The sequence below is a fragment of the Bradyrhizobium sp. AZCC 1610 genome (genome assembly GCF_036924515.1).
Lineage (GTDB): Bacteria > Pseudomonadota > Alphaproteobacteria > Rhizobiales > Xanthobacteraceae > Bradyrhizobium.
Genome location: NZ_JAZHRR010000001.1, coordinates 7,493,023 through 7,512,450 on the forward strand (window position 1 = coordinate 7,493,023; position 19,428 = coordinate 7,512,450).

General features: G+C 62.0%; 19 protein-coding genes. 4 read left to right on the forward strand and 15 right to left on the reverse strand.

Translation table 11 applies throughout. The features are described 5' to 3' along the window. Positions 1–21: 21 nt before the first annotated feature. From V1279_RS36680 to V1279_RS36695, 4 genes are all read right to left on the reverse strand, one after another. A complete protein-coding gene (locus V1279_RS36680; RefSeq protein ID WP_334445771.1) occupies positions 22–993 on the reverse strand; it encodes a Bug family tripartite tricarboxylate transporter substrate binding protein in 972 nt (323 codons plus the stop codon). A gap of 33 nt (positions 994–1,026) precedes the next feature. Continuing rightward, positions 1,027–2,760 carry a thiamine pyrophosphate-requiring protein gene (locus tag V1279_RS36685; protein WP_334445773.1) on the reverse strand — a complete coding sequence of 578 codons (1,734 nt, stop codon included), beginning with the start codon at positions 2,758–2,760 and terminating at the stop codon, positions 1,027–1,029. A gap of 74 nt (positions 2,761–2,834) precedes the next feature. Next, on the reverse strand, positions 2,835–4,436 hold the full coding sequence (locus V1279_RS36690; protein ID WP_334445774.1) for an FAD-dependent monooxygenase: 1,602 nt from the start codon (positions 4,434–4,436) through the stop codon (positions 2,835–2,837). A 110-nt stretch (positions 4,437–4,546) separates the two neighbouring features. Next, positions 4,547–5,317, reverse strand: a complete 771-nt coding sequence (locus V1279_RS36695) for an IclR family transcriptional regulator (RefSeq protein ID WP_334445775.1) — start codon at positions 5,315–5,317, stop codon at positions 4,547–4,549. A 262-nt stretch (positions 5,318–5,579) separates the two neighbouring features. On the opposite strand from V1279_RS36695, the gene V1279_RS36700 reads away from it, so the two are divergent. Then, positions 5,580–6,512, forward strand: coding sequence for a Bug family tripartite tricarboxylate transporter substrate binding protein (locus V1279_RS36700; RefSeq protein WP_334445776.1), 933 nt, complete (start codon positions 5,580–5,582; stop codon positions 6,510–6,512). A 122-nt stretch (positions 6,513–6,634) separates the two neighbouring features. Then, positions 6,635–7,840, forward strand: a complete 1,206-nt coding sequence (locus tag V1279_RS36705; RefSeq protein ID WP_334445778.1) for an FAD-dependent monooxygenase — start codon at positions 6,635–6,637, stop codon at positions 7,838–7,840. A 601-nt stretch (positions 7,841–8,441) separates the two neighbouring features. On the opposite strand, the gene V1279_RS36710 is transcribed toward V1279_RS36705, so the two are convergent. From V1279_RS36710 to V1279_RS36730, 5 genes are all read right to left on the reverse strand, one after another. After that, a complete protein-coding gene (locus V1279_RS36710) occupies positions 8,442–8,969 on the reverse strand; it encodes a cytochrome c (RefSeq protein WP_334445780.1) in 528 nt (175 codons plus the stop codon). 55 nt (positions 8,970–9,024) lie between these two features. After that, positions 9,025–10,107, reverse strand: a complete 1,083-nt coding sequence (locus V1279_RS36715) for a methyltransferase (protein WP_334445781.1) — start codon at positions 10,105–10,107, stop codon at positions 9,025–9,027. Between the two features lie 146 nt (positions 10,108–10,253). Beyond that, the gene (gene pobA, locus V1279_RS36720; RefSeq protein WP_334445782.1) at positions 10,254–11,432 is read right to left on the reverse strand and encodes a 4-hydroxybenzoate 3-monooxygenase; all 1,179 of its coding nucleotides are present in this window, start codon (positions 11,430–11,432) and stop codon (positions 10,254–10,256) included. Next, complete coding sequence (locus tag V1279_RS36725; RefSeq protein WP_334445783.1) at positions 11,429–11,665, reverse strand: hypothetical protein; 237 nt, start codon at positions 11,663–11,665, stop codon at positions 11,429–11,431. Before V1279_RS36725 ends, pobA begins: the two co-directional genes overlap by 4 nt. A 153-nt stretch (positions 11,666–11,818) precedes the next feature. Beyond that, a complete protein-coding gene (locus V1279_RS36730; RefSeq protein ID WP_334445785.1) occupies positions 11,819–12,079 on the reverse strand; it encodes a DUF1127 domain-containing protein in 261 nt (86 codons plus the stop codon). A gap of 634 nt (positions 12,080–12,713) precedes the next feature. Here V1279_RS36730 and V1279_RS36735 point away from each other — a divergent pair. Then, positions 12,714–13,073, forward strand: a complete 360-nt coding sequence (locus V1279_RS36735) for a hypothetical protein (RefSeq protein ID WP_334445786.1) — start codon at positions 12,714–12,716, stop codon at positions 13,071–13,073. Positions 13,074–13,323: 250 nt separating this feature from the next. Further along, complete coding sequence (locus V1279_RS36740) at positions 13,324–13,755, forward strand: hypothetical protein (RefSeq protein ID WP_334445787.1); 432 nt, start codon at positions 13,324–13,326, stop codon at positions 13,753–13,755. A gap of 83 nt (positions 13,756–13,838) precedes the next feature. On the opposite strand, the gene V1279_RS36745 is transcribed toward V1279_RS36740, so the two are convergent. From V1279_RS36745 to V1279_RS36770, 6 genes are all read right to left on the reverse strand, one after another. After that, a complete protein-coding gene (locus tag V1279_RS36745) occupies positions 13,839–14,324 on the reverse strand; it encodes a hypothetical protein (protein ID WP_334445789.1) in 486 nt (161 codons plus the stop codon). 340 nt (positions 14,325–14,664) lie between these two features. After that, positions 14,665–15,384 (reverse strand): ABC transporter ATP-binding protein, encoded by a 720-nt coding sequence (locus V1279_RS36750; RefSeq protein ID WP_334445791.1) that lies wholly within the window; start codon positions 15,382–15,384, stop codon positions 14,665–14,667. Beyond that, positions 15,381–16,619: an ABC transporter permease gene (locus tag V1279_RS36755; RefSeq protein ID WP_334445793.1), complete on the reverse strand. Its 1,239-nt coding sequence runs from the start codon at positions 16,617–16,619 to the stop codon at positions 15,381–15,383. Before V1279_RS36755 ends, V1279_RS36750 begins: the two co-directional genes overlap by 4 nt. A 5-nt stretch (positions 16,620–16,624) precedes the next feature. Further along, positions 16,625–17,830, reverse strand: a complete 1,206-nt coding sequence (locus tag V1279_RS36760) for an efflux RND transporter periplasmic adaptor subunit (protein WP_334445795.1) — start codon at positions 17,828–17,830, stop codon at positions 16,625–16,627. 15 nt (positions 17,831–17,845) lie between these two features. After that, the gene (locus tag V1279_RS36765) at positions 17,846–18,580 is read right to left on the reverse strand and encodes a tetratricopeptide repeat protein (RefSeq protein WP_334445796.1); all 735 of its coding nucleotides are present in this window, start codon (positions 18,578–18,580) and stop codon (positions 17,846–17,848) included. A gap of 433 nt (positions 18,581–19,013) precedes the next feature. Beyond that, positions 19,014–19,274 carry a hypothetical protein gene (locus V1279_RS36770; protein WP_334445798.1) on the reverse strand — a complete coding sequence of 87 codons (261 nt, stop codon included), beginning with the start codon at positions 19,272–19,274 and terminating at the stop codon, positions 19,014–19,016. Positions 19,275–19,428: the final 154 nt, after the last annotated feature.

The window sequence follows — 19,428 nt, forward strand, 5'->3', positions numbered from 1 at the left end:
CCGTCTCCGCGCACGACTGTTCTACTGGGCTATCTTGATATTGCCGGCGCGGGCCACCGCTCTCCAGCGTTCGAGATCCGCCGCGATGATGCGCGAAAACTCCTCCGACGAATTGCCGACGGACTCGATGTTGAGCAATTTTAGGCGGGAGATCACGTCCGGCAACCGCGCGATACGGACGAATTCAGCCTCGAGCTTCCTGACAATTTCGGGCGGCGTCGCCGCGGGCACGAATATGCCGCTCCACAACACTGCTTCGACGTCAACGCCCGCCTCCTTCATGGTTGGCACATCGGGCAAACTGTCCATCCGCTTCGGAGCAGCAACTGCCAACGCGCGCGCCCGACCGCCGTTGACCTGGCTGGTCACCGGTCCGGCGTCGGCGATGGTCGCGGTCACCTCGCCCGAGATCACCGCGGTGACGGAATCGTTGGCTCCCTTGTAGGGGATCATCTGCATCGGAACGCCGGTCTTCTGCTTGAACAGCTCGGTCGCGAGCTGGAAGGCGGCGGAGGAACTGGAATAGTTCGCCTTGTCTGGATTGCTTTTTGCGTAGGCGACGAGATCGGCCAACGACTTGAACGGCGACGCCGCGTTGACGATCAGGATCAGTGGAAACGATCCAAGCTCGGACACCGGCTTGAAATCCCGCATCGTGTCGTAGCTCAGCTTCTCATAGACTGCCGGATTGATCACCATCGCGCCGCTGGCACCGACCAGCAGCGTGTAGCCATCAGGTGCAGACCGCGCGACGTATTCGGTGGCAAGGATCGCCCCCGCGCCGGGCTTGTTTTCAATGACGACCGGCTGGCCGAGACTTTCGGATAGTTTCTGCCCGAAGATGCGGGCGATGATGTCGTTGCCACCTCCCGGCGTGAAGCCGACGATGATGTGAATCGCCCGGGTCGGATATTTGACCTCGGCGGCAGCAGGCGCGAGGCCGAAAGAGCTCAAACAGAGGGCGGCCAGCGCCACGCGGCTAAAGGTTTTCATGATTTCGATCCCTCTCTGGACTGGATTGGCGCACTAGAGCGGCGTGATCTGGACATGCAGGACGGCAGCGATCCCGCCGTCGACAGCGGCGAGGCAGCGCTCGACCGCAGCGGCGAGTTCATCCGGCTCGCTGACGAATTCACCATGCGCGCCAAAGGCGCGGCCGATATCGGAGAAGCGTCGTTTTTCGCCCTGCCGGCCCGAGCGCAGTTGCGATTGAAAGGAATCGGTCTCGGCGGCGACGCCCTTCGGATAGACCCTCTGTACCGACGACTTGACCGCCTGCCAGCCGCCATTGTCGAGCACGACTGTCAGAATCGGAATTTGATATTGCTGGGCGACGGCGAATACGGAGTCCGGCGAAGAAAAATGATAGGCGCCGTCGCCGATGATCTGCACGATGCGCCGCTCCGGCTGCGCCAACTTCAAGCCCAGCGCCATGCCGCCGCTGAAGCCGAGCCCGCCGCCGGCGAGGCCGACGTAGCTGTGCGGCTGCGTGCGACGGATCTGCTCCTGCAGCAGCGGCCCATTGCGGATCGCTTCGTTGACGACGATATCGTCCTGCGACAATGCACGGTTCAAGGTTGCGAACAGATAGGCCGCGCTAAGCGCGCCTGACGTGCCCTTGTTCTCGGCAGCAGCGGCGCGGCGCCTGGCCGCGGCATCGCGCGCACCGCTCCAGCCGGCGGTGCGCTCAGTGACGCGCTTGCGATAAAGATCATCCGCGCGCGCCTCGACCACCTCGAGCACCTGCCGCAGAACAGTCGCGCAATCGGCCTGGACCCTGATGTCGGTCGGGAATCCCCACATCGGGAAATCCGACTTCAACGGATCGATGTCGATCTGGATCCAGTCGATGGATTCGACGCGCCTAGCGTATTGCGGCACAAAAGGCACGTCGGTATCGAGCAGCAGCCCGACATCGGCCTGTTCCAGCAGAGGCAGCGGATCGAAACCGGCGAAGCAGGGCGAATCCTGCGAGACGTTGAGATCGATCGAGTTGAATTCTGCGATCCGGATGCCGCAGGCCAGCGCGAGGCGCTCCAGCGCCGCGACAGCGTCCGCATTGCGACCGAGATAGGCCGTCAGCGCGATCGGATTTTCCGCCGCCATCAATTTGACGGCAATGGCTTCGACGCGGGCCTGGTCGATACCGCCGACCGCTACGCCGCCATAGCGCGCAGGGTTATAGGCCGGCATCTGCGCTTCGTCCCATTCCTCGGCCAGCGTCTCGCGCGGCAGCATCATGTAGACGGGCCCCGGTGGATCGCTGTGCATGAAGGCACCGGCGCGGGCCAGCGCTTCCTTCACGACGATGCCCGATGGCAGTGAATATTCCCATTTGACATAGGGCCGCACGATGCTGGCGATGTCGAAGGGATCTTGCACGAAGTGCACATAGGTGTCGCGCGATCCGGTCAATTCGCCATGCAGCGTGTAGGGCGCGCGCCCGGCGAACAGCATCACCGGCAGCCGATAACGAAACAGGTTCTGGATCGCCATGCAGGCATTGGCCGTCCCAGCATCGACATGCACGAACACCGCCTGTCCCCTGCCGGTCGCCAGCGCATAACCGCCGGCCATGTGCACGGCGACGATCTCATGCGGGCAGAGGATAACTTCCGGATGCTTGCGGCCTTCGCGGTCCCAGCGGGCGATCTCCTCGATCAGCGAGACGTGGTCGGTGCCGAGATTGGCGAAGATATATTCAACGCCGAGATCGACCAGACCCTCGAGAAAATAATGCGCGGCGCTATGACGGCTCATACCCTTGATTCCCTGTGTTTCCTTTGCCAGCTTTCGGCTTGTTTTCTTATTCGACGGAGTTGGCGCGTATACCGTCAGGGGTGGCCGCCGACCACGCGACGGATGATAGCTGCGGCATCTGTCACATCGCCGTCCGACACCCAGGCGACAAACTGATCGGGCCGGACCAGAATCAGCGTCGCCTGGTAGAATTTTCGCACGTCCGCGCTGTCGTCGCTGATCAGCGTGAGCGGCACTCCGCTCGCTTCGGCCGCGCACCTGATTTCAGTGACAACAGCGTCCGGCGCGCCGAGATCGAGCAGCGTAAAACCGGCGCCCAGTTCCTCGAAGACATTGCGGCTAGATGCGAGCTGGCGCGGCGCCAAGTGATGTCCGGCCCGGGCTGCGAATTCATGCGACCCGATCGCGCTGCAGGTGGCACCTGGCTGACCCGCGACGATGGACGAGCCCTCGTAATTCGGCTCGAACGAATTGACCTCGGAACGCGCACCGGACGAGCGCGCCAGCCATTCGGCTTCAAATGCAGCCTTGTCGATCGCGGGATCGAATTTGGCCAAAAACGCCCTGTCGCTCTGGATCGCCTTCTCGATAAAGTCCCGCGCGGTCGAGGCGAACACCGGCCGCCGTTCCTCGCCGTAGGAATCCAGGAGATGTGCTCCGGCCCAGCCTTGCAGCGCCGCGGCAAGCTTCCAGCCGAGATTGGCGGCGTCTTCGAGGCCGGTGTTGATGCCGTAGCCGCCATAGGGCGGATGGCTATGCGCAGCGTCGCCGGCGATGAAGACGCGCCCGATGCGATATTGATCTGATATCGCGACGCGCAGATCCCAGAAGCCGATGTGCTCGAATTCGACGTCGAATTCCTCACCGACCGCCGAATACAGACAGCGACGGAAATCGAAATTGTCCCTGGTGGTGCCGAGCGGCACCGGCGCATGGAAAAACCAGGTGGTGCCGAGATCGACGCGGCCGAAGAACTGCCAGTAACCCCTGAGGTCGGGATGCAGCACATTGTAGAATGACTTGTTGGGGAAGCGTTCGAGCAGCTTATGCAGGCCGGTCGAGCGGAACACCAGCAGCACCATCAGCCGGTCGTGGTCGGTCAGGGTCTGTGTGATGCCGGCGGCGTCGCGCACCAGGGAGCGACTGCCGTCACAGCCGACCACATAATCCGCCCGCAATGTGCGACGACGGTCGCTGTTGCGCTCGGCCACTGTCACCTGCACGCCATCCGTGTCCTGCTCGATGCCGGAAGCGCTCCAGCCGTATATTGTCTCGACACCTTGCAACTGGCTCAGGCGCTGCCGCAGCACCGCTTCGGTGGCATATTGCGGCAGCCGTTCGTTGTCGGTGAAGTAATAGTGCCGCACCAGCTCGCGCTGCAGCCAGTCATATCTGTAGCCGCTCAGCAGCGTGCCGTACGACGTCATGCCGCCGATGCCGTAGTCGCGCGGGATGGTCCGCGCCGCGCGAAGCTCCGCCTCCGCACCCCAGAAGTAAAAGTGCTCAAGGGTACGCTGGGTCAGGTTCTGACCCTTCGGGATCGGTTGCGGACTGCTGTAGCGCTCGACCAGGACGCACCTGACGCCTCGCTGGCCGAGGTCGATCGCAAGGCCGAGACCAACCGGCCCGCCTCCGACGATGACGACTTGCGCTGGGGATTCGGTGGGCGTGCTCATCTTGGCTTCTTGCGATTGGCGTGAGTTATCCGCCCGGCGGGCTGCCCGCAGGGCGCGGCCAAATGAGAATAGGACTGCGGCCAAGTCAAGTATAATCTCACAATGTAAGATTATGCGTCGGATTTCTGCCTCACCGTGGCCTGATCGGCCGAGATCTGCAGCGCCACGCGCCGGACCTCGGCGCCGATCTCGTCGATCTGGGCGCCGGTCACGAGGTTGCCGGCAATGGTGACGCAGACACTGGCGATCGGGTAATGCCGGTCGTCGATGATCGGCGCGGCGATGCCGACCGCGCCGGGCGTGACCTCGCCATAGGCGACGGCAAATCCGGCTTTCCGAACCTTCTTCAGGCTTTTCAAGACATCGGCGGCGGTGTCGCCGAGGCCGACCGAGCGCAGGTCGGCGAGGTTGCGCTCGACCAGCGGCACCAGCCGCGGCCGCGGCAGCAGCGCCATGATCGAGCGAGCGATCGCGCCGCGCCCCAGTGGCATCGGCCGTCCGCGCGGATAGGAGCTGATCGGGTTTTTGGCGGAGGATTCAGAGGCCACACAGAGGATCTTGTTGCCGTACCAGCGCAAAACCATGGCGGTGCAGGAATAGGCCGCAGTCAGCTCTTTCAGATAGGGCACGCCGTGCAGCACCAAGGGATCGGAGCGGCGCGTCAGGTAATCCATCTCGACGACCTTGGGCCCCAGCGTGACGCCGGAATTGCGGGTCGACATCAGAAAACCGGCGTCTTTCAGGATCTTCAGATAGCGGTACAGCGTCGGCCGGCTATAGCCGAGCTCGCGCATCAAATCCTCGGGCGTCCATTCCAGCCGCTCCTCGGAAAAAACTTCGAGAACCGCTAACACCCGTTCCAGGCTGTTCGTCGGCTTCATGCCTCAGGCCGCATGGTCTGACATCGCTCCGCTTTCGGCTCGCGGCCCGCCTGGCCCCTGCTTACCGGCAGATACTTTTCCCGGTCCGACAGAATCAACCTTGAACTGGCGCGCGATCAGCGCATAATACATCAAAATCTCATAATGAGAGATTTTGTTAGTTGTGACCCGCAGGCTGACCACCCGCCTGGCATGATTGGGGGATCGCGTGGCGATCGATTACGCAAGTTGCACGCGCCGCACGGTGCTGGGGATCTTGGCCATGGCCCTTGCACCCATGAAGCCAAGCCTGGCTCAGGGGCTGTCGCAGCAAACAATTCGGCTCAACGTTCCGTTCTCGCCAGGCACGGGACCCGATCTACTCGCGCGTATCCTCAGTGAGGAACTGCGGCAACGCTGGAATCAGCCCGTCATCGTCGAGAACAAGCCCGGCGCGAGCGGCAACATCGGCACGGATGCAGCGGCGCGCGCAGCTCCCGATGGCCACACACTTCTGGTGACCGTCAATACTTTTGTGATGAATGCGAGCCTCTATCGCTCGATCCCCTACGATCCGGAGAAGAGTTTTGCGCCGATCGTGGAAATCGCGACCGGCGTCCTTGCGCTCGTCGTGCATCCTTCGCTCAACGCCAACACGTTCGCAGAGCTACTCGCGGTTGCCCGCAGCAAGCCGGGTGAGATCAACTATGCTTCCCCGGGCCGGGGAACACCGCAGCATCTCGCCATGGAGCTGCTGAAGCTGACAGCGAAAATCAACCTGACACACATTCCCTATCCGGGTTCTGCGGGCGCCGTGAAAGATCTCGCGGGCGGACACGTCTCAGCCATGTTCTTGCCGATCCATACCGCGCTTCCTCTCGCGCAAGCGGGACAAATCCGTATCCTGGCCGTCGGGAGCCAGGCTCGGGCGCCGCAGGCAACGCATGTGCCGACGCTGGCCGAACTTGGCGTAACCGATTTCGACGTCGATCTGTGGTATGGCGTTCTTGCCCCGGTCGATACACCGAAAGCCATCGTTGACCGCTACAATGCGGTTTTCAATGAGATACTGGCGCAGCCTGGCGTTCGGGCCGTACTCGACAAGCAAGGCTTGATCGCTCAAGGCGGCGCGCCTGAACGCCTCGCAGAACTGATCGCCAGGGATCGCCTGCGCTGGGCCAAAGTAGTCAAGGATGCCCAGATCACTTCGGAATAGCTTGAACGAGACTCTCCGGGGCCTTTCTTGCCCATGTCGACCTTGAGTCAAAAGCTGGCTTAGGAGGAACGGCTGTTTTTGGCGACGGTCCTGCTGGCATCCATAAGAAAGGGTAGCAAGCTGTGAAAAATGCCGGAAAACCCAAAATCATCGTAGCCGGCGGCGGCATAGGCGGGCTGACGGCGGCGCTTTCCCTCATCAAGCGCGGCTTCGAGGTCGAGATTTACGAGCAGGCCCCGATCCTTCAGGAGATCGGGGCTGGTGTGCAGATCAGCGCCAACGGCATGCTTGTCTTTCACGAACTCGGCCTCGCTACCCGCGTCATGGAAGAGGCCGCGCACCCGGAGCGGCGTGAAATTCGGATGTGGAATACCGGCCAAGCATGGACCGCTTTCGATCTCGGCGCCGTTTCGGTGCAAACCTATGGTCACCCCTACGTCACGATGTTCCGGCCAGACCTGCTGGGTATCCTGTCGGATGCGGTGACGACGGCTGTCCCCGGCGCGCTTCGTCTGGGACGTAGGGCTGTCGGATGCGAGACTGTAGGAGCGCGCGTAATCCTGCGGTTCGATGACGGCAGCACCGCCGAAGGCGACGCGCTGATTGGCGCCGACGGGATCCACTCCGTGATCCGTGCAGGACTGCATGGCTCGGACAACGCCGAATTCACGGGTCTAGTTGCATGGCGCGGCGTCATCCCGATGGCGGACCTGCCGCCCCGCCTAGCACGTTCGGTCTCGTCGAACTGGGTCGGGCCTGGCCGACACGTCGTGCAGTATCCCTTGCGGCGCGGAACGCTGATGAACTTCGTGGGCGTGGTCGAACGCGAGGACTGGCACGAAGAGTCCTGGACGACGCCGGGTTCGCATGCGGACATGCTCGCCGACTTCGCTGGATGGCATGAAGACGTACAGACGCTCATCGCAGCCATTCCCCAGCCGTATCTCTGGGCATTGAAACTGCGCCGTCCTCTTCCGTCGTGGTCGGTGGGTCGCGTCACGCTGCTCGGCGACGCCTGCCATCCGACACTGCCGTTCCTCGCACAAGGCGCCGTCATGGCGATCGAGGACGGCTACATCCTGTCTCGAGCGCTCGAGGCGCACGGCATGGACGTTGCCGCGGCATTCCGCGCCTATGAATCGGCGAGGTACGAACGCACATCCCGCGTCATCAACGGATCAGCCGACAACACGAAACGCTTTCACAACTCGTTGCTGGGAGATCCGGCGACGGCGCAGGCCTATGTGGAGCGCGAGTGGGCGGAAGACCGTCTGCGGGAGCGATATGACTGGATGTACAGATACGATGCTACCGGCGTTGCCATGTGACGACGTCGAGCGAATTCGGTCCGACAAAATGCGAGGACGACTCGCGGGCGGACAACCTGGCAGGATGCGCTCGGCTCTGGCTGCCGGCGTTCTCGCCCGCGCGGCGTGGGCCGCCGCCGAGACCGTTACCCCGCCCACTCCGCGACGGTCGTCAGTCCGTTCGCGGCCGGAGGACAATCCGATCCAATCGGCCGCATCGTAAACACTCATTTCGAATCTACGATCGCGTGGAGAGATCACAGTCAGATCCAAGCCAGAGAAGTAGCTTGAGGACAGCTGAAGCACCACTCGGCGCAACGAAGCGAGGCATTTCTGGTGCGGTACGCCGACGGCGGCGAAATGAAAACCTGGTAAGTGATTGATTCACTGGTGGGCCCGGCAGGACTCGAACCTGCAACCAGACCGTTATGAACGACGGGATATCGATCAGCTTCGTTGATTTTGCTGCGTTTTTGTTCGATTTCGATCGCGTTCGTTGCGTTCTGATGAGGTTGTTTCTGGTGCGAAACTGGTGCGGCGTCATTCTCAGACATTGGCGCACGAACCCGCGACGTCCGCTTGCGCTTGACAAACGCGGAGTATTTTTTGGATCAGACCCAGACTACTTGGCCGCAGCCGCTGCGGTTTCGCCCGGTGGCACAATCCGGAACATGAAGGTCGAAACCTTTTCCCCGGGTTTGAACGGACCGGGAGTCTGGTTGCTGACCGGGTTCAGACTTTGGAGAAAAGCCGCGATCGCCATGGCGTCATCCGCTGTGAGTGTCGCATAAGCGTGCCAAGGCATGATCGGCGCCAGCATGCGGCCGTCCGGCCGTTCACCGACCTGTATCGCCTTCACGATCTGCTCTGGGGTCCAACTACCGATGCCGGTCTTTTTGTCGGGCGTGATGTTTGGGCCCACAAAGACACCTTGACCCGGAATCTCGAAGCCCACGTCCGAGCCGCCGAGAAAGCGTGACATGTCGGGATTCCCGAAGAAGTATCCCGGCGTGTGGCAGTCGTTGCAGCCGCCGAGCGTGACGAGATACTTGCCGCGCGTGATCTGTGAATCGTCAGCTTTGGCCGCGAACGCTGCAAGCGCGATAACTGACGCGGTCACGAATGCAAGACGAACTGAAATCCGCAACATGATTTGCCTCCCTGGCTTCGATTGCCTGGTCCCCCTTTGCACTCAGCTTTGCGCCTTATGGTTTGCGGCCGATCACGGCACCGTTCGCGGCGGGTGCGTCGAACCAGACCGTCTCGATGTGCCGGAAGCCGGCTTCCTCGAGCCACGCCGAATATTCGGCCGGCGTGTAGTTTCGTCCTTCCGTCTCGATCAGCATGTTGAGGCTCATCAGCGCGGCCGGCGCCGGCCCGGTCTTTTCGTCATTGACGAGAAGCTCGCTGATGACGACTGCGCCGCCGCTCGGCAAAGCCTCGAAGGACCGGCGCAGCAGCGCGCGGTTCTTCGCCTCATCCCAATCGTGCATGATCATCGACAGGAGATGCACGTCGTGATCCTCGGGAAGCTGTTCGAAGAAGTTGCCGCCGGCGGTCTCGATGCGGTCGGTCAAGCCGGCCTCGGTAATTTTTCCCGCGGCGATTGCGGCCACATGCGGCAGATCAAATACGGTCGCGCGCAACTCCCCATACAGTTTGCAAAGCTCGATGTCGTACGCGCCCGATCCGCCGCCGATGTCCAGAAGGCGGCGGAAATGATTGAGATCCACGGCTTCGCCGAGCTTGCGCGCGGTCATCGTGGAGAGCGAATGCATCGCCTCCCAGAAGAGTGCCAGCATCGTCGGATCCTCGCCGTCGAACATCGAGGATTGCACTGCCGGGTCCCACGTGGTTGGCCGGTTCGTCCGCAGCGCTTCGGTAAGTTTGCCCCAGCCCGCGTAGAGTCGCTTGTCGGCCATCTGCACGAAGCCACCGAAGTAATACGGCTTCCCGCGCACGAGATAGGCTTCGCTCAACGGCGTATTGCGATAACGGCCGTCCGTTTTCTCCAGAAGCCCAAGTGCAGCGCAGCCGGTCAACAGCATCTCGGCCGGTCGTGGATGCATACCGACCGTTTCCGCCAGTCCGGCAACCGTGATGCCGGCGCCGCCCGCAAGGCGGCTGAAGAGGTCCAACTCGTGCGCAGCGGCCAGAGTCTTGAAGGCCCAGAAACCGGTCGAAAGCGCCATCAACGGGACGGCGGAAGGAAGCTCCGGCGTGGCGGCAACCGGCCGGACGTTTGCATGCTTGGCCGGAGGCGCTGTCCGCGAAAGCTGACTGGCCATAATCATCTCCCTTTCAGAGCGAGCCTCCGCCGATCGTAAGGAACTACAAACCTGGTATAAGTGCCAGTTCATGGATTCTCGGCCAGTCCAATTCTGGTTTATCGCCGCGTTCCACTCCGGCGTAATTCAAGTCAGCGGACGCGGCATCAGCTCTCAAATGGCAGGCCGACATACTGCTCGGCGAGCGATGCCTGCGCACGCTCCGACGCAAGAAGGTAATCGAACTGGTTCTCGCGCATGCGCCGGTCGAACGGCGCTTCATTAGGGAACTGGTGGATCAACGTGGTCAGCCACCACGACATGCGCTCGGCGCTCCACACCCGGCGCAGCGCCATATCGGAATAGCCGTCGAGATAGTGGGTGCGGCCGGCCTTCAAGCCCTCGGTCAACGCGCGCGAGAGGTAGAACACGTCGGAGACCGCGAGGTTGAGACCTTTCGCTCCTGTGGGAGGGACAATGTGCGCTGCGTCGCCCGCCAGAAACAGGCGACCATAGCGCATCGGCTCGGCGACAAAGCTCCGTAGCGGCGCGATCGATTTCTCGATCGAGGGACCGGTCACGATGCTGTCGGCCATGTCCTTCGGGCAGCGCGCCTTCAATTCCTCCCAGAAGCGATCGTCCGGCCAGTCCTCGATGCGGGCGTCGAGATCGCACTGGATGTAGTAGCGGCTCAGCATCGGGCTGCGCTGCGAGGCGAGCGCGAAGCCGCGCGAATGATAGCAATAGCAGATCTCCGGATAGGGCGGCGTCTCCGACATGATGCCGAGCCAGCCGAACGGATAGCCGCGCTCGAACGTGCGCAGCACCGACGCCGGGATCGATTGCCGGCTCACGCCATGGTGGCCGTCGCAGCCAGCGACATAGTCGCAATCGATCCGGCGGGTCTGCCCGCCCTTTTCGTAGGTCACGTGCGGGCGGTCCGACGTCAGCTCGTGCAGCGCGACGTTTGCCGCGTCATCGATCACGACGCCGCCAGCCGCGTCGCGCGCGGCATAGAGATCCTCGGTGATCGCGGTCTGGCCATAGGACATCATCGGTCGGCCGGTGAACTTGCGGGTGTCGATGAAGAAGTGCGGCTTGCCTTCCCACGCGATGCCCGAGCCGTCATGGACACGTCCCTCCCGATCCATGCGCGCGCCGAGGCCGACCTCGCGCAAGAGTTCGATCGTGCCCGCTTCCAGCACCCCGGCGCGGATGCGCTCGAGCACATGGCCGCGGCTCTGCCGCTCCAGCACGATGCTGTCGACGCCGTTGCGGGCGAGCATGTGGGAGAGCAGTAGACCGGCGGGACCGCCGCCGATGATGGCAACCTGCGTTTGCGTCATCGCCGCATGAGGCCGCCTGCAAGGTGACTGAACAGGCCCTCCTCGTGTGCTGCAGCCAGGGTCTTGAAAGCCCAGAAGCCGGTCGAAAGCGCCATTAGCGGGACGGCGGAAGGAAGGTCCTGCGTGGTGACGATCGGTTGATCGGCCGCGCGCAGCCTTGTCTCGCCCGAGATCGAACCGGGCTGGCGGGCAAGCGTTGTCCTGTACGCAGCAGCGCGCTGATGGTTGGGCATAGTGCTCTCCTCAGGTGTTGACGGTTAATTCGCACTTAAGCCGCGCGGTGGTCTTCAGCACAAATCCACGTAGTCGCACTCTCGACGAGTGATAGACGCGAATTTCCGCTCGAGGCATGGACATCGGCGGCAGCAAGTGCGCGATGAACGGCGTCATTCCCAGAACGGCTTGGATGCTTCGGCCATTGCCTCTTGCCGCGTCTTGCCGATGTCCTTGAGATGGTGGTCATCGAGCTCCGCCAGGGCTTGCCGCTGCCGCGACCGCTCTGAACACTGGATCCACCAGCTCAAGAACCGTGTTCCCCATCCAGGTCGACATGTCTCGGCGCCGTCGTGATGGCTGGACGCCGCGGCTGCTTTCCGACTCGTGAGCGAATTGACGCCTGCGATTGCAAAAATCATCGGATGCTTCATGTGAAACTTCCTGTTCGATTTCGATAGGTCAGCTTGCAGCAGCTTGATTAGGTCGACCTGCGACCCGCGGCCGTGAATTGCTTCACAACTCACACGCTCGTGTCTCCAAGTTGTGAGTTCGCGATTTTTGCAAGTCGGCGGAAGTCCGCTTTAATGCGATTTGCGGTGATGATTGATCCGCGATTTGGAAAGTGCGTGCGGGTGCGAGATGGAACGCGCCCGCCCTGCATCGGTCCGTCGACCTTTTCAACGGCCCGACACTAGAAGGCGAAGCGGTATGACGGAAGGTCCAATTTGCGGATAATCAATCAGTCCAATTCGGGCGCGCGACGGCGCCTCTGGCGACGTTGGTCACGCCGCTTTGCGTCGAGGCACGCGTTCGTCGAAGCATCTGCGCAGCCGCCTCAGCCCTTCGGTAATCCGCGCCGTCTCGATCGCGCCATATCCGAGGACGAAGCCGGCCGGAGGCCTTCCGTCCACCCGGAAGACCGACATCCTTTGGACGCTCCAGTTCGATGGGACGTCCTACAGACTGGCCTGGAGTTCGAGACCCTCGCCCGGCTATACGAAGCAGGAATATCTGCCACCCGACCAGAACTCCAACAGCTATACGCAGATGCTGATGATCGAGAGAGTGACCGGCGACCTGACCGTGATGAGCGCCGTGCGCGTCCAGGTCGACATGCTGAACAAGCGGAAGGGCACCGATCCGCTGGTGAACATGAAAGTGATCCAGAACTCCGATGCCGGAGAAGCCTTGCTCGACTTCATCGTAAGCTCGAAGAATCCGAAAGGCGAATACATCGTCGAATGGAATGCCTACCGCTATGCTCCCCTGAGGGGCGTGGCCGACAAGTCCGGAGTGCTGCTTTTCGCCATCAGCCACCGGGCTTACGGAAATGACAATGCCAAGGTTTTCATGGAACGATTGAAGAGTATCCGGATGGCGCAGATCACCGCCTTGACGAAGGCCAGCCTGCCCAGCGTGAGGTAGTAAGCTGCAAGCTATTTCATCTCGGCCTTTGTTTGCTGATCCATGGCCGGTTCGACAAGCACACGCTAGTCGTGCGGCACATCGCCGATGATTGCTGAGATCCACCCGGGCAACAGCTCTTTGGGAACGGCCCAAGCGCGTCCCGACAACGTTCGGGTCGGAAAATTGCTCCCCGCCTGCGCTGTTATGGACGCTGCCGCGCTTGCGTGGCAAGGAGGCTCAAGGATTTCTCGTGTTCGGGAGACTGATGGTGGATGACCTGAACCAAGCTTATGCGGACGCTGTCAAGGCGGTCGTCGGCAGCGTCGTCAACGTCTATGACAGCGAATGGGGCGCTCGCAGTTGGGAGCGGCTCCTGGTCGATTACGAATCTCTCCTGCACGAGCGAGATCCGGTGACCAGCACCATCGCCTTTGCCTTGGCGCGCTACCCGCAGGCGCCGCTGGAAAAGGTCGCGTTCGACCTGTCGCCCGAAGCGGAAGCCTGCCTGCAGCGGATCGGTGAAATCATGCACGGCCGCGATGGCAAGTGGTGGACAACGTGCCGGCTGACTGTCGAACCGGACGGCCGCTACGACTTCCAGTTCGATTACGGTCCGCCCTACCGCCTCTCCGGCAACCTCAACGATAGGCGCTACGTCGACTATCTCCACCGCTACAAGGTCGAGAAGGGCGGGCGCTGAACCATCCCACGTCGCTGCCGACATCCGGGACTGTCTTCATGATGATCGTCCCGGAACGCTGTTGCAAAGGACGTCAAGCGCCCCTACTTGCTCTGGCCTTCGTTCTTCCCGCATTCAGCCACACATTGCGCGAGCATGGTGTCGAGCGGCGAATGTAGAAGATTGCCGTTGAGGCGCGGGGGCGGATCATAGCTGAACCGAAAGTCGTACCGACCGTCGCGCTCGATCTTGAGGTCGCAGACCGCCCACCGGTCCTTCCCCTCCTGTCCCATCGCCTTGGCCAAGTCGATGAACTTCTGCTTGGTGGCTGGACTCAGGCGGAAGCTGAGGTCCTCAAGCGGGCCGCCGGGCCGATGGGCGATCGCGATCGCCTGAACGCTCATCCGCTTGCCGTGCTCGATCAGCAGTTCGAGGTTGACGCCGATCCTCTTCCATTCGCGATCGCCCCACTCGCCGTCATGGAGACTTGTGACGTCGCTTGCCACGGCGCGAACGACGTCCGCCTGTAAATTCGCAATTGCACCCGGAACGGGACCAACGCCCCTACGTTTGAAAAGCTTTTCGAACATTTCGGATCCTCGGTCTGCCGGTTTCGAGCGGGTGCTAACTGCAGCGGATTCTGAACGAGACGTGCGTGACGTCAAGTGAGCCGGCTCCAGTGTGCCGCTCATCGCGCTCAGGGGCAGCGTGTAGTTGGTCCCTGAATGACCGCACGGAAAGCTCGGCAACAAACGCAGAAGATCTAAGCTTGATCGGTGCCATCCAGCGCCGGCTGAAGCCATTGCCCGTCTATCTCGATAATCCTCATGCCGTTAAGGCTCCTCGTGCGAGGATTGACGTCTCGTCAGGGAAAATCCTCGTGAGCGCGGGTTTCGAGACTGCGGCGACCCGAACAAGCTCCGCCAGCTTCTAACTCCCCATCTCACAAACCAACTCCCCTGCACCCCGTTCGGTGATCTCGGCGATCTTGCCGTCGACGATGTGGATGCGGCGGTCGGCGCGGGCGGCGAGCGCTGGGTCGTGGGTCACCACGACCACGGTCTGGCCCCGGTCCGCGATGTCGCGGAGGATCGAAAACACCTGTTCCGTCGATGCCGTATCGAGCGCGCCCGTCGGCTCATCGGCCACGATGATCTCGGGGCGGTTGGCAAGCGCGCGGGCGATGGCGACCCGCTGGCGCTGGCCGCCGGAGAGCTGGTTGGGACGCTTGTTGGCGTGCTCGCCAAGCCCAAGTGAGCCCAAGAGAGCAAGGCCGCGCTCGCGCATCTCGCCTTCAGCCATCGTGCCCGCGGCACGCATCGGCAGCAGCACATTGTCGAGCGAGGTGAATTCCGGCAGCAGGAAATGAAACTGGAACACGAAGCCGCATTTGGTCAGGCGAACGTCAGCCCGGTCCGATTCCGACAATTTCGAGGTTGGCTGACCGCAGATGATGACCTCGCCTTCGCTGGGTGCATCGAGCAGGCCCAAGAGATAGAGCAGCGACGATTTGCCCGATCCCGACGGCCCGGTAATGGCGACGAATTCGCCCTTGTTCACCGCAAGATCAATCCCGTTGACGAGGGTGTGCGAAACAGCGCCCTCGATGCGGCGAACCAGCTCCACCGCCTGCAAAGCGACCTCGGTCATGATGCTCCCCGGATGATTTCAACTGGATGCACACTCGTCGCCTTGCGCGCCGGGAAATAGGCCGCCCCTGCGCAGCAAACAAGGGATATGCCGCCGACGATCACATAGTGCGTCAGCGAGTAATAGATCTGCAGCGGAACGGTTGCGCCCGTCAGCGGATTGAAGATCGTGATCTTCGACCAGCCGTAGCAGAGCAGGTAACCGAGGATCCACCCGAACAGGATGCCGACCACGCCGATGATGGCGGCTTCGATGATGAAAATCCACCGCACCGCATACTCGCGCATGCCCAGCGATTTCATGATCGCGATGTCCTGGCGCTTCTCGTGCGTGATCGTCGAGATGATGTTGTAGGTAGCAAAGGACGATGTCAGCAACATCGCGCCCATCACGGTGAGCACGATGAAATCGCGCACGGTAAAGGATGACAGCAAGTCGGCATTGGCTTCCTGCCAGGACACCGATCTGTAGCCGGTCTGCACTTCGACCTGGGCTGCGACCTTTTGCGCCAACATGGGATCGTTCAACCGCAGTCGGAGCTGGTTGACGACCCCGCTTTGCCCCATCATGACCTGCGCGGGGCCCATCAGCGAATAGATCTGGCTCTCATCGACGCGCTTCAGGCCGGAGCGATACAGCCCGGCCACCGTCGAATTCAGTTGGACGCCCTGGCCGCCGATCAAGAGGACGGTGTTGCCGGTTTTCACGCCGAGTTTTTCGGCCAGGGCCTCACCGATGATGATGCCGTTCGGCGCGCGTGAAAGGTCGTCGAGCTTTCCCTCACGCATCTGCGTGGCGAGTTTCGAGACCTGAACCTCGCGGCGGGTGTCGATGCCGGTCAAGGTGATGCCGATGCGCGCGCCGCCGTGATTGATGATCGCGGTGGTCTTCGCCGAGGGAGCCACGTCTCCTGGTATCCAGGAGCGCAGTGAGCTCATCACCGATTCCGAATATTTGATTCCGGGACGTTTGCCGACATTGGCGATGTCGGACATCTGGACTGCCGCATATTCCTGCTCTGCGGGTTGCGTCGGCACGGAGCGCCGCTCATCCTCGACCGTGATATGCGGCATGGTGTCGACGAGCTGCCGCAGGAAGTCGATCTGCGAACCCTGCATCAGGCCCGCCATCATGATGGTGAAGCCTACGCCCATGGACACGCCAGCCATGCCCACAAGGGTCTGCCGCACCCGGGTGCTGACATGGGTCCATGCGATGTTGAATATAAGCTTCACGGCGACTACCGGCTGTTGCTGATGAAGTTGCGACGCGCGTCATTGACGACGGAATCGATGTGGGCGGTCATGGCTGCCGAAATCACCGCATCATCGGGATCCGATGGAGCTGTGGTGGCCGAGGCTACCACGGTAGCTTCAGGTGTTGCGGCTGGCTGATCGGTCGGTTCACTCGCGGCCGCCGGTTCCACAGCTCTGGTCAAGCTGTTGTCGATGCGAATCCTGGCGCCGTCAGCGAGATCGGTGCGTACGGGTGAAAGCACAGGGGTGCCCTTGGATACGTCGCCGATGATCTCGATGTTGCGGCTGCCACGGATGCCGACTTTCACGGGCACGCGTCTGACCCGGCCGTCATCGACCATCTGGACCGAATCGCCCGCGACGGCTTCTGCCGGCACGACGATGGCCGCCTGCTTCTCGCGGAAGATGATATTGGTCTCGACCGACATGCCGATCCGCAGCGGCGTATCCTGCGGCAGCCGCAAATAGACGCGAAAGGTCTTTCGGGTCGGGTCGCCCTTGGGCGTGATCTGGGAGACCGTGGCCCGCAGGGCCCTTCCGGGGAAAGCCTCGCTTCGCAGAAGAGCCTTCTGGCCGGCCGCGATGCGATTGATCTCCTCCTCATTGATTTCGGCAACGACCTGCATCGGAGCAGGCGGCCCCACCCAGAACAAGACATCGGTTGGACCGGCGATCTCGCCGACCTCGCTGTCGCGCCGCAATACCATGCCGTCGAGCGGCGCTCTCAGCAGCATCGAGTCGAGCCGCACCTTCTGCGCGGCGATCCGCGATTTGGCTTCCTCGAGCTTGGTCCAGCGCTGTTCGTACTCGGTACGCGTGGCGTCGTTCTTGTCACGATCCTTGTCGGCGCGCGCCAGATCGCGTTCGAGCTGGCCTCGATTGATGTCCATCTGCTCCAGCGCGCTGCGCTCCTCGGCGTCGTCCTGGCGGCCGAGGATCTGGCCGCTCTTGACCACCTGTCCCTCGCATCGGCAAAGCTCGACCAGCCGGCGGCGCTGCAGCGGCACCACCTTGGCCCAGCGCTCGGGCTCGACGGTGCCCGTTCCGTAAACGGCTTCGGAAACCGGCGCGAGGCTCGCAATGCTGGTGGTCACCAACGGCGGATGAAGCAAATGGGAGTAGGCGTAATAGCCGGCCCCTGTTGCGGCGATGGCCAGAATGCCGGTTGCGACGAGATGCTGCAATTTCATGGTGCGTCCCCTGGATTAGAAGCCAAATCGCTTGCGCAGGCCCGACGGAACCTGGTCGAGCAGATCACGGGCATCATCTCTCTTTGCATTCTTCGTTAGCGGTGCCGACGTGGCCTTGGGGGATGCCGGCAATACCGTGATGTTGGATGGCGTCGGCTGCGAGACCACGGATGACGGCGCGGCTGCGGGCGCTGGCTGCACGGCCGCGGGCGTAGGTGAAGGCGCAGCCGCCGCGGGCTGGTCCGAGTCCAAAGCTCTTTCGATATGCGGAGCCTTGCCCGCGCCAGCAGTCCGAACGGCGCGCCAGGCTCTCGCGGCCACCACGGCACGACCGATCTCGTCGCTCGTCATCTTCTTCATGAGCAGCGACATCAGTTGCCGCGCACCGTTGCGGTCCTCGTCGGCCTTGCTCGCCGAAGCGACGATGTAGGCCCAGCTATAGGCCTTCACATTGTCTTTCGTTGCGCCGCGCCCGCTCGCGTAGAGGCCGGCGACGATCAACATCGCATGGGCGTGCCCCTGATCGGCAGCGCGCGAGAACCAGCGAAACGCCTCCGAGTCGCTACGCGTACGGCCGGTGCCTGCTGAATGAAGTGCCCCAAGATAGAATTGGGCATCGTCATCGCCCGATTGCGCCGCCTGCTCGTAGTGATTGGCCATTTTCTGGTCGGACGCGGAGTCGGCAACAGCCGTGCGGAGGTCGATCAGCACAGCGAGGCAGCAAGCAATTACTACAACTGCCCGCTTCATGGCCTGCGAAATCGCGTAGCGAAAGGCTGGCCGCAGTGATCGGTTTGAGATCGGGTTGATCGATCGGGAATTTGGGATGCGCCGCATTTGTTTGTCCACGCTTTCAGCTTGGGTTCTCAGCCGGAGTCGACGATCGCCTGCTTGTTGCGAGTGGCTGATGGACGAAGTCTCCCCACAGCGCCTCTCGCGAACTGAAGCCTAGCCCACTTGCGTGCCGACAAATGTGCGACCCATCACACATCCAGTTTGCCGCCGCGGAACTCGGGCTTTCTTTTGTCAGTTCCGTTCGACGCGCATTGAACGCGAAGCCAACCGATTAGCTTGCAGCCAGATTGGCCGCCGTGCCCAGGCAGGCGATCACGGTGATCATCATGGAATCGAAAAACTCGCCCGAGCCTCTCGGCCCGGGCGAGCTTCTTTTCTTGGTCTCTAATCAATAATAGCGGTAGCAGACGTTGACCGGGCCGTAGGGGCTCCATTTCCAGCAGCTGTTATAAACGTGGAAATGATGGCGATGGTGGTGATGACCATGCCCAAAGTGACCATGACCAAACCCGTGGTGCCTGTGGCCTCCGCCGTGCCCGCCATGCCCACCGTGACCTCCAGCGAAAGCCTGGCTCGGGATGGCCAAGGAAGCAGTGGTCAACGCGAGAGCAGCGAACGCGGCCGTAATGATCTTCTTGGTCTTCGTCATGGACGTCTCCTGGGTTGGGCAGAGCGAAGATCGCTCTGCGATGATCCACCCCTAGAGGCGCTGGCTGCGATGCGATGTGATCAGAATCACTCAATTGGCAGGATCACCCAATTGGTATGACTTGGGGAGTCAGGTATCTTCCTGATGCGTGGCG

Bases quoted from the DNA above. Each gene is read 5' to 3' on its own strand.
- V1279_RS36730 (WP_334445785.1), bottom strand. From the start codon at position 12,079: ATGAAGCATCCGATGATTTTTGCAATCGCAGGCGTCAATTCGCTCACG.
- V1279_RS36750 (WP_334445791.1), bottom strand. From the start codon at position 15,384: ATGACCGAGGTCGCTTTGCAGGCGGTGGAGCTGGTTCGCCGCATCGAG.
- V1279_RS36710 (WP_334445780.1), bottom strand. From the start codon at position 8,969: ATGTTGCGGATTTCAGTTCGTCTTGCATTCGTGACCGCGTCAGTTATC.
- V1279_RS36765 (WP_334445796.1), bottom strand. From the start codon at position 18,580: ATGAAGCGGGCAGTTGTAGTAATTGCTTGCTGCCTCGCTGTGCTGATC.
- V1279_RS36685 (WP_334445773.1), bottom strand. From the start codon at position 2,760: ATGAGCCGTCATAGCGCCGCGCATTATTTTCTCGAGGGTCTGGTCGAT.
- V1279_RS36695 (WP_334445775.1), bottom strand. From the start codon at position 5,317: ATGAAGCCGACGAACAGCCTGGAACGGGTGTTAGCGGTTCTCGAAGTT.
- V1279_RS36690 (WP_334445774.1), bottom strand. From the start codon at position 4,436: ATGAGCACGCCCACCGAATCCCCAGCGCAAGTCGTCATCGTCGGAGGC.
- V1279_RS36770 (WP_334445798.1), bottom strand. From the start codon at position 19,274: ATGACGAAGACCAAGAAGATCATTACGGCCGCGTTCGCTGCTCTCGCG.
- V1279_RS36725 (WP_334445783.1), bottom strand. From the start codon at position 11,665: ATGCCCAACCATCAGCGCGCTGCTGCGTACAGGACAACGCTTGCCCGC.
- V1279_RS36760 (WP_334445795.1), bottom strand. From the start codon at position 17,830: ATGAAATTGCAGCATCTCGTCGCAACCGGCATTCTGGCCATCGCCGCA.
- V1279_RS36745 (WP_334445789.1), bottom strand. From the start codon at position 14,324: ATGTTCGAAAAGCTTTTCAAACGTAGGGGCGTTGGTCCCGTTCCGGGT.
- V1279_RS36715 (WP_334445781.1), bottom strand. From the start codon at position 10,107: ATGGCCAGTCAGCTTTCGCGGACAGCGCCTCCGGCCAAGCATGCAAAC.
- pobA (WP_334445782.1), bottom strand. From the start codon at position 11,432: ATGACGCAAACGCAGGTTGCCATCATCGGCGGCGGTCCCGCCGGTCTA.
- V1279_RS36700 (WP_334445776.1), top strand. From the start codon at position 5,580: ATGGCCCTTGCACCCATGAAGCCAAGCCTGGCTCAGGGGCTGTCGCAG.
- V1279_RS36680 (WP_334445771.1), bottom strand. From the start codon at position 993: ATGAAAACCTTTAGCCGCGTGGCGCTGGCCGCCCTCTGTTTGAGCTCT.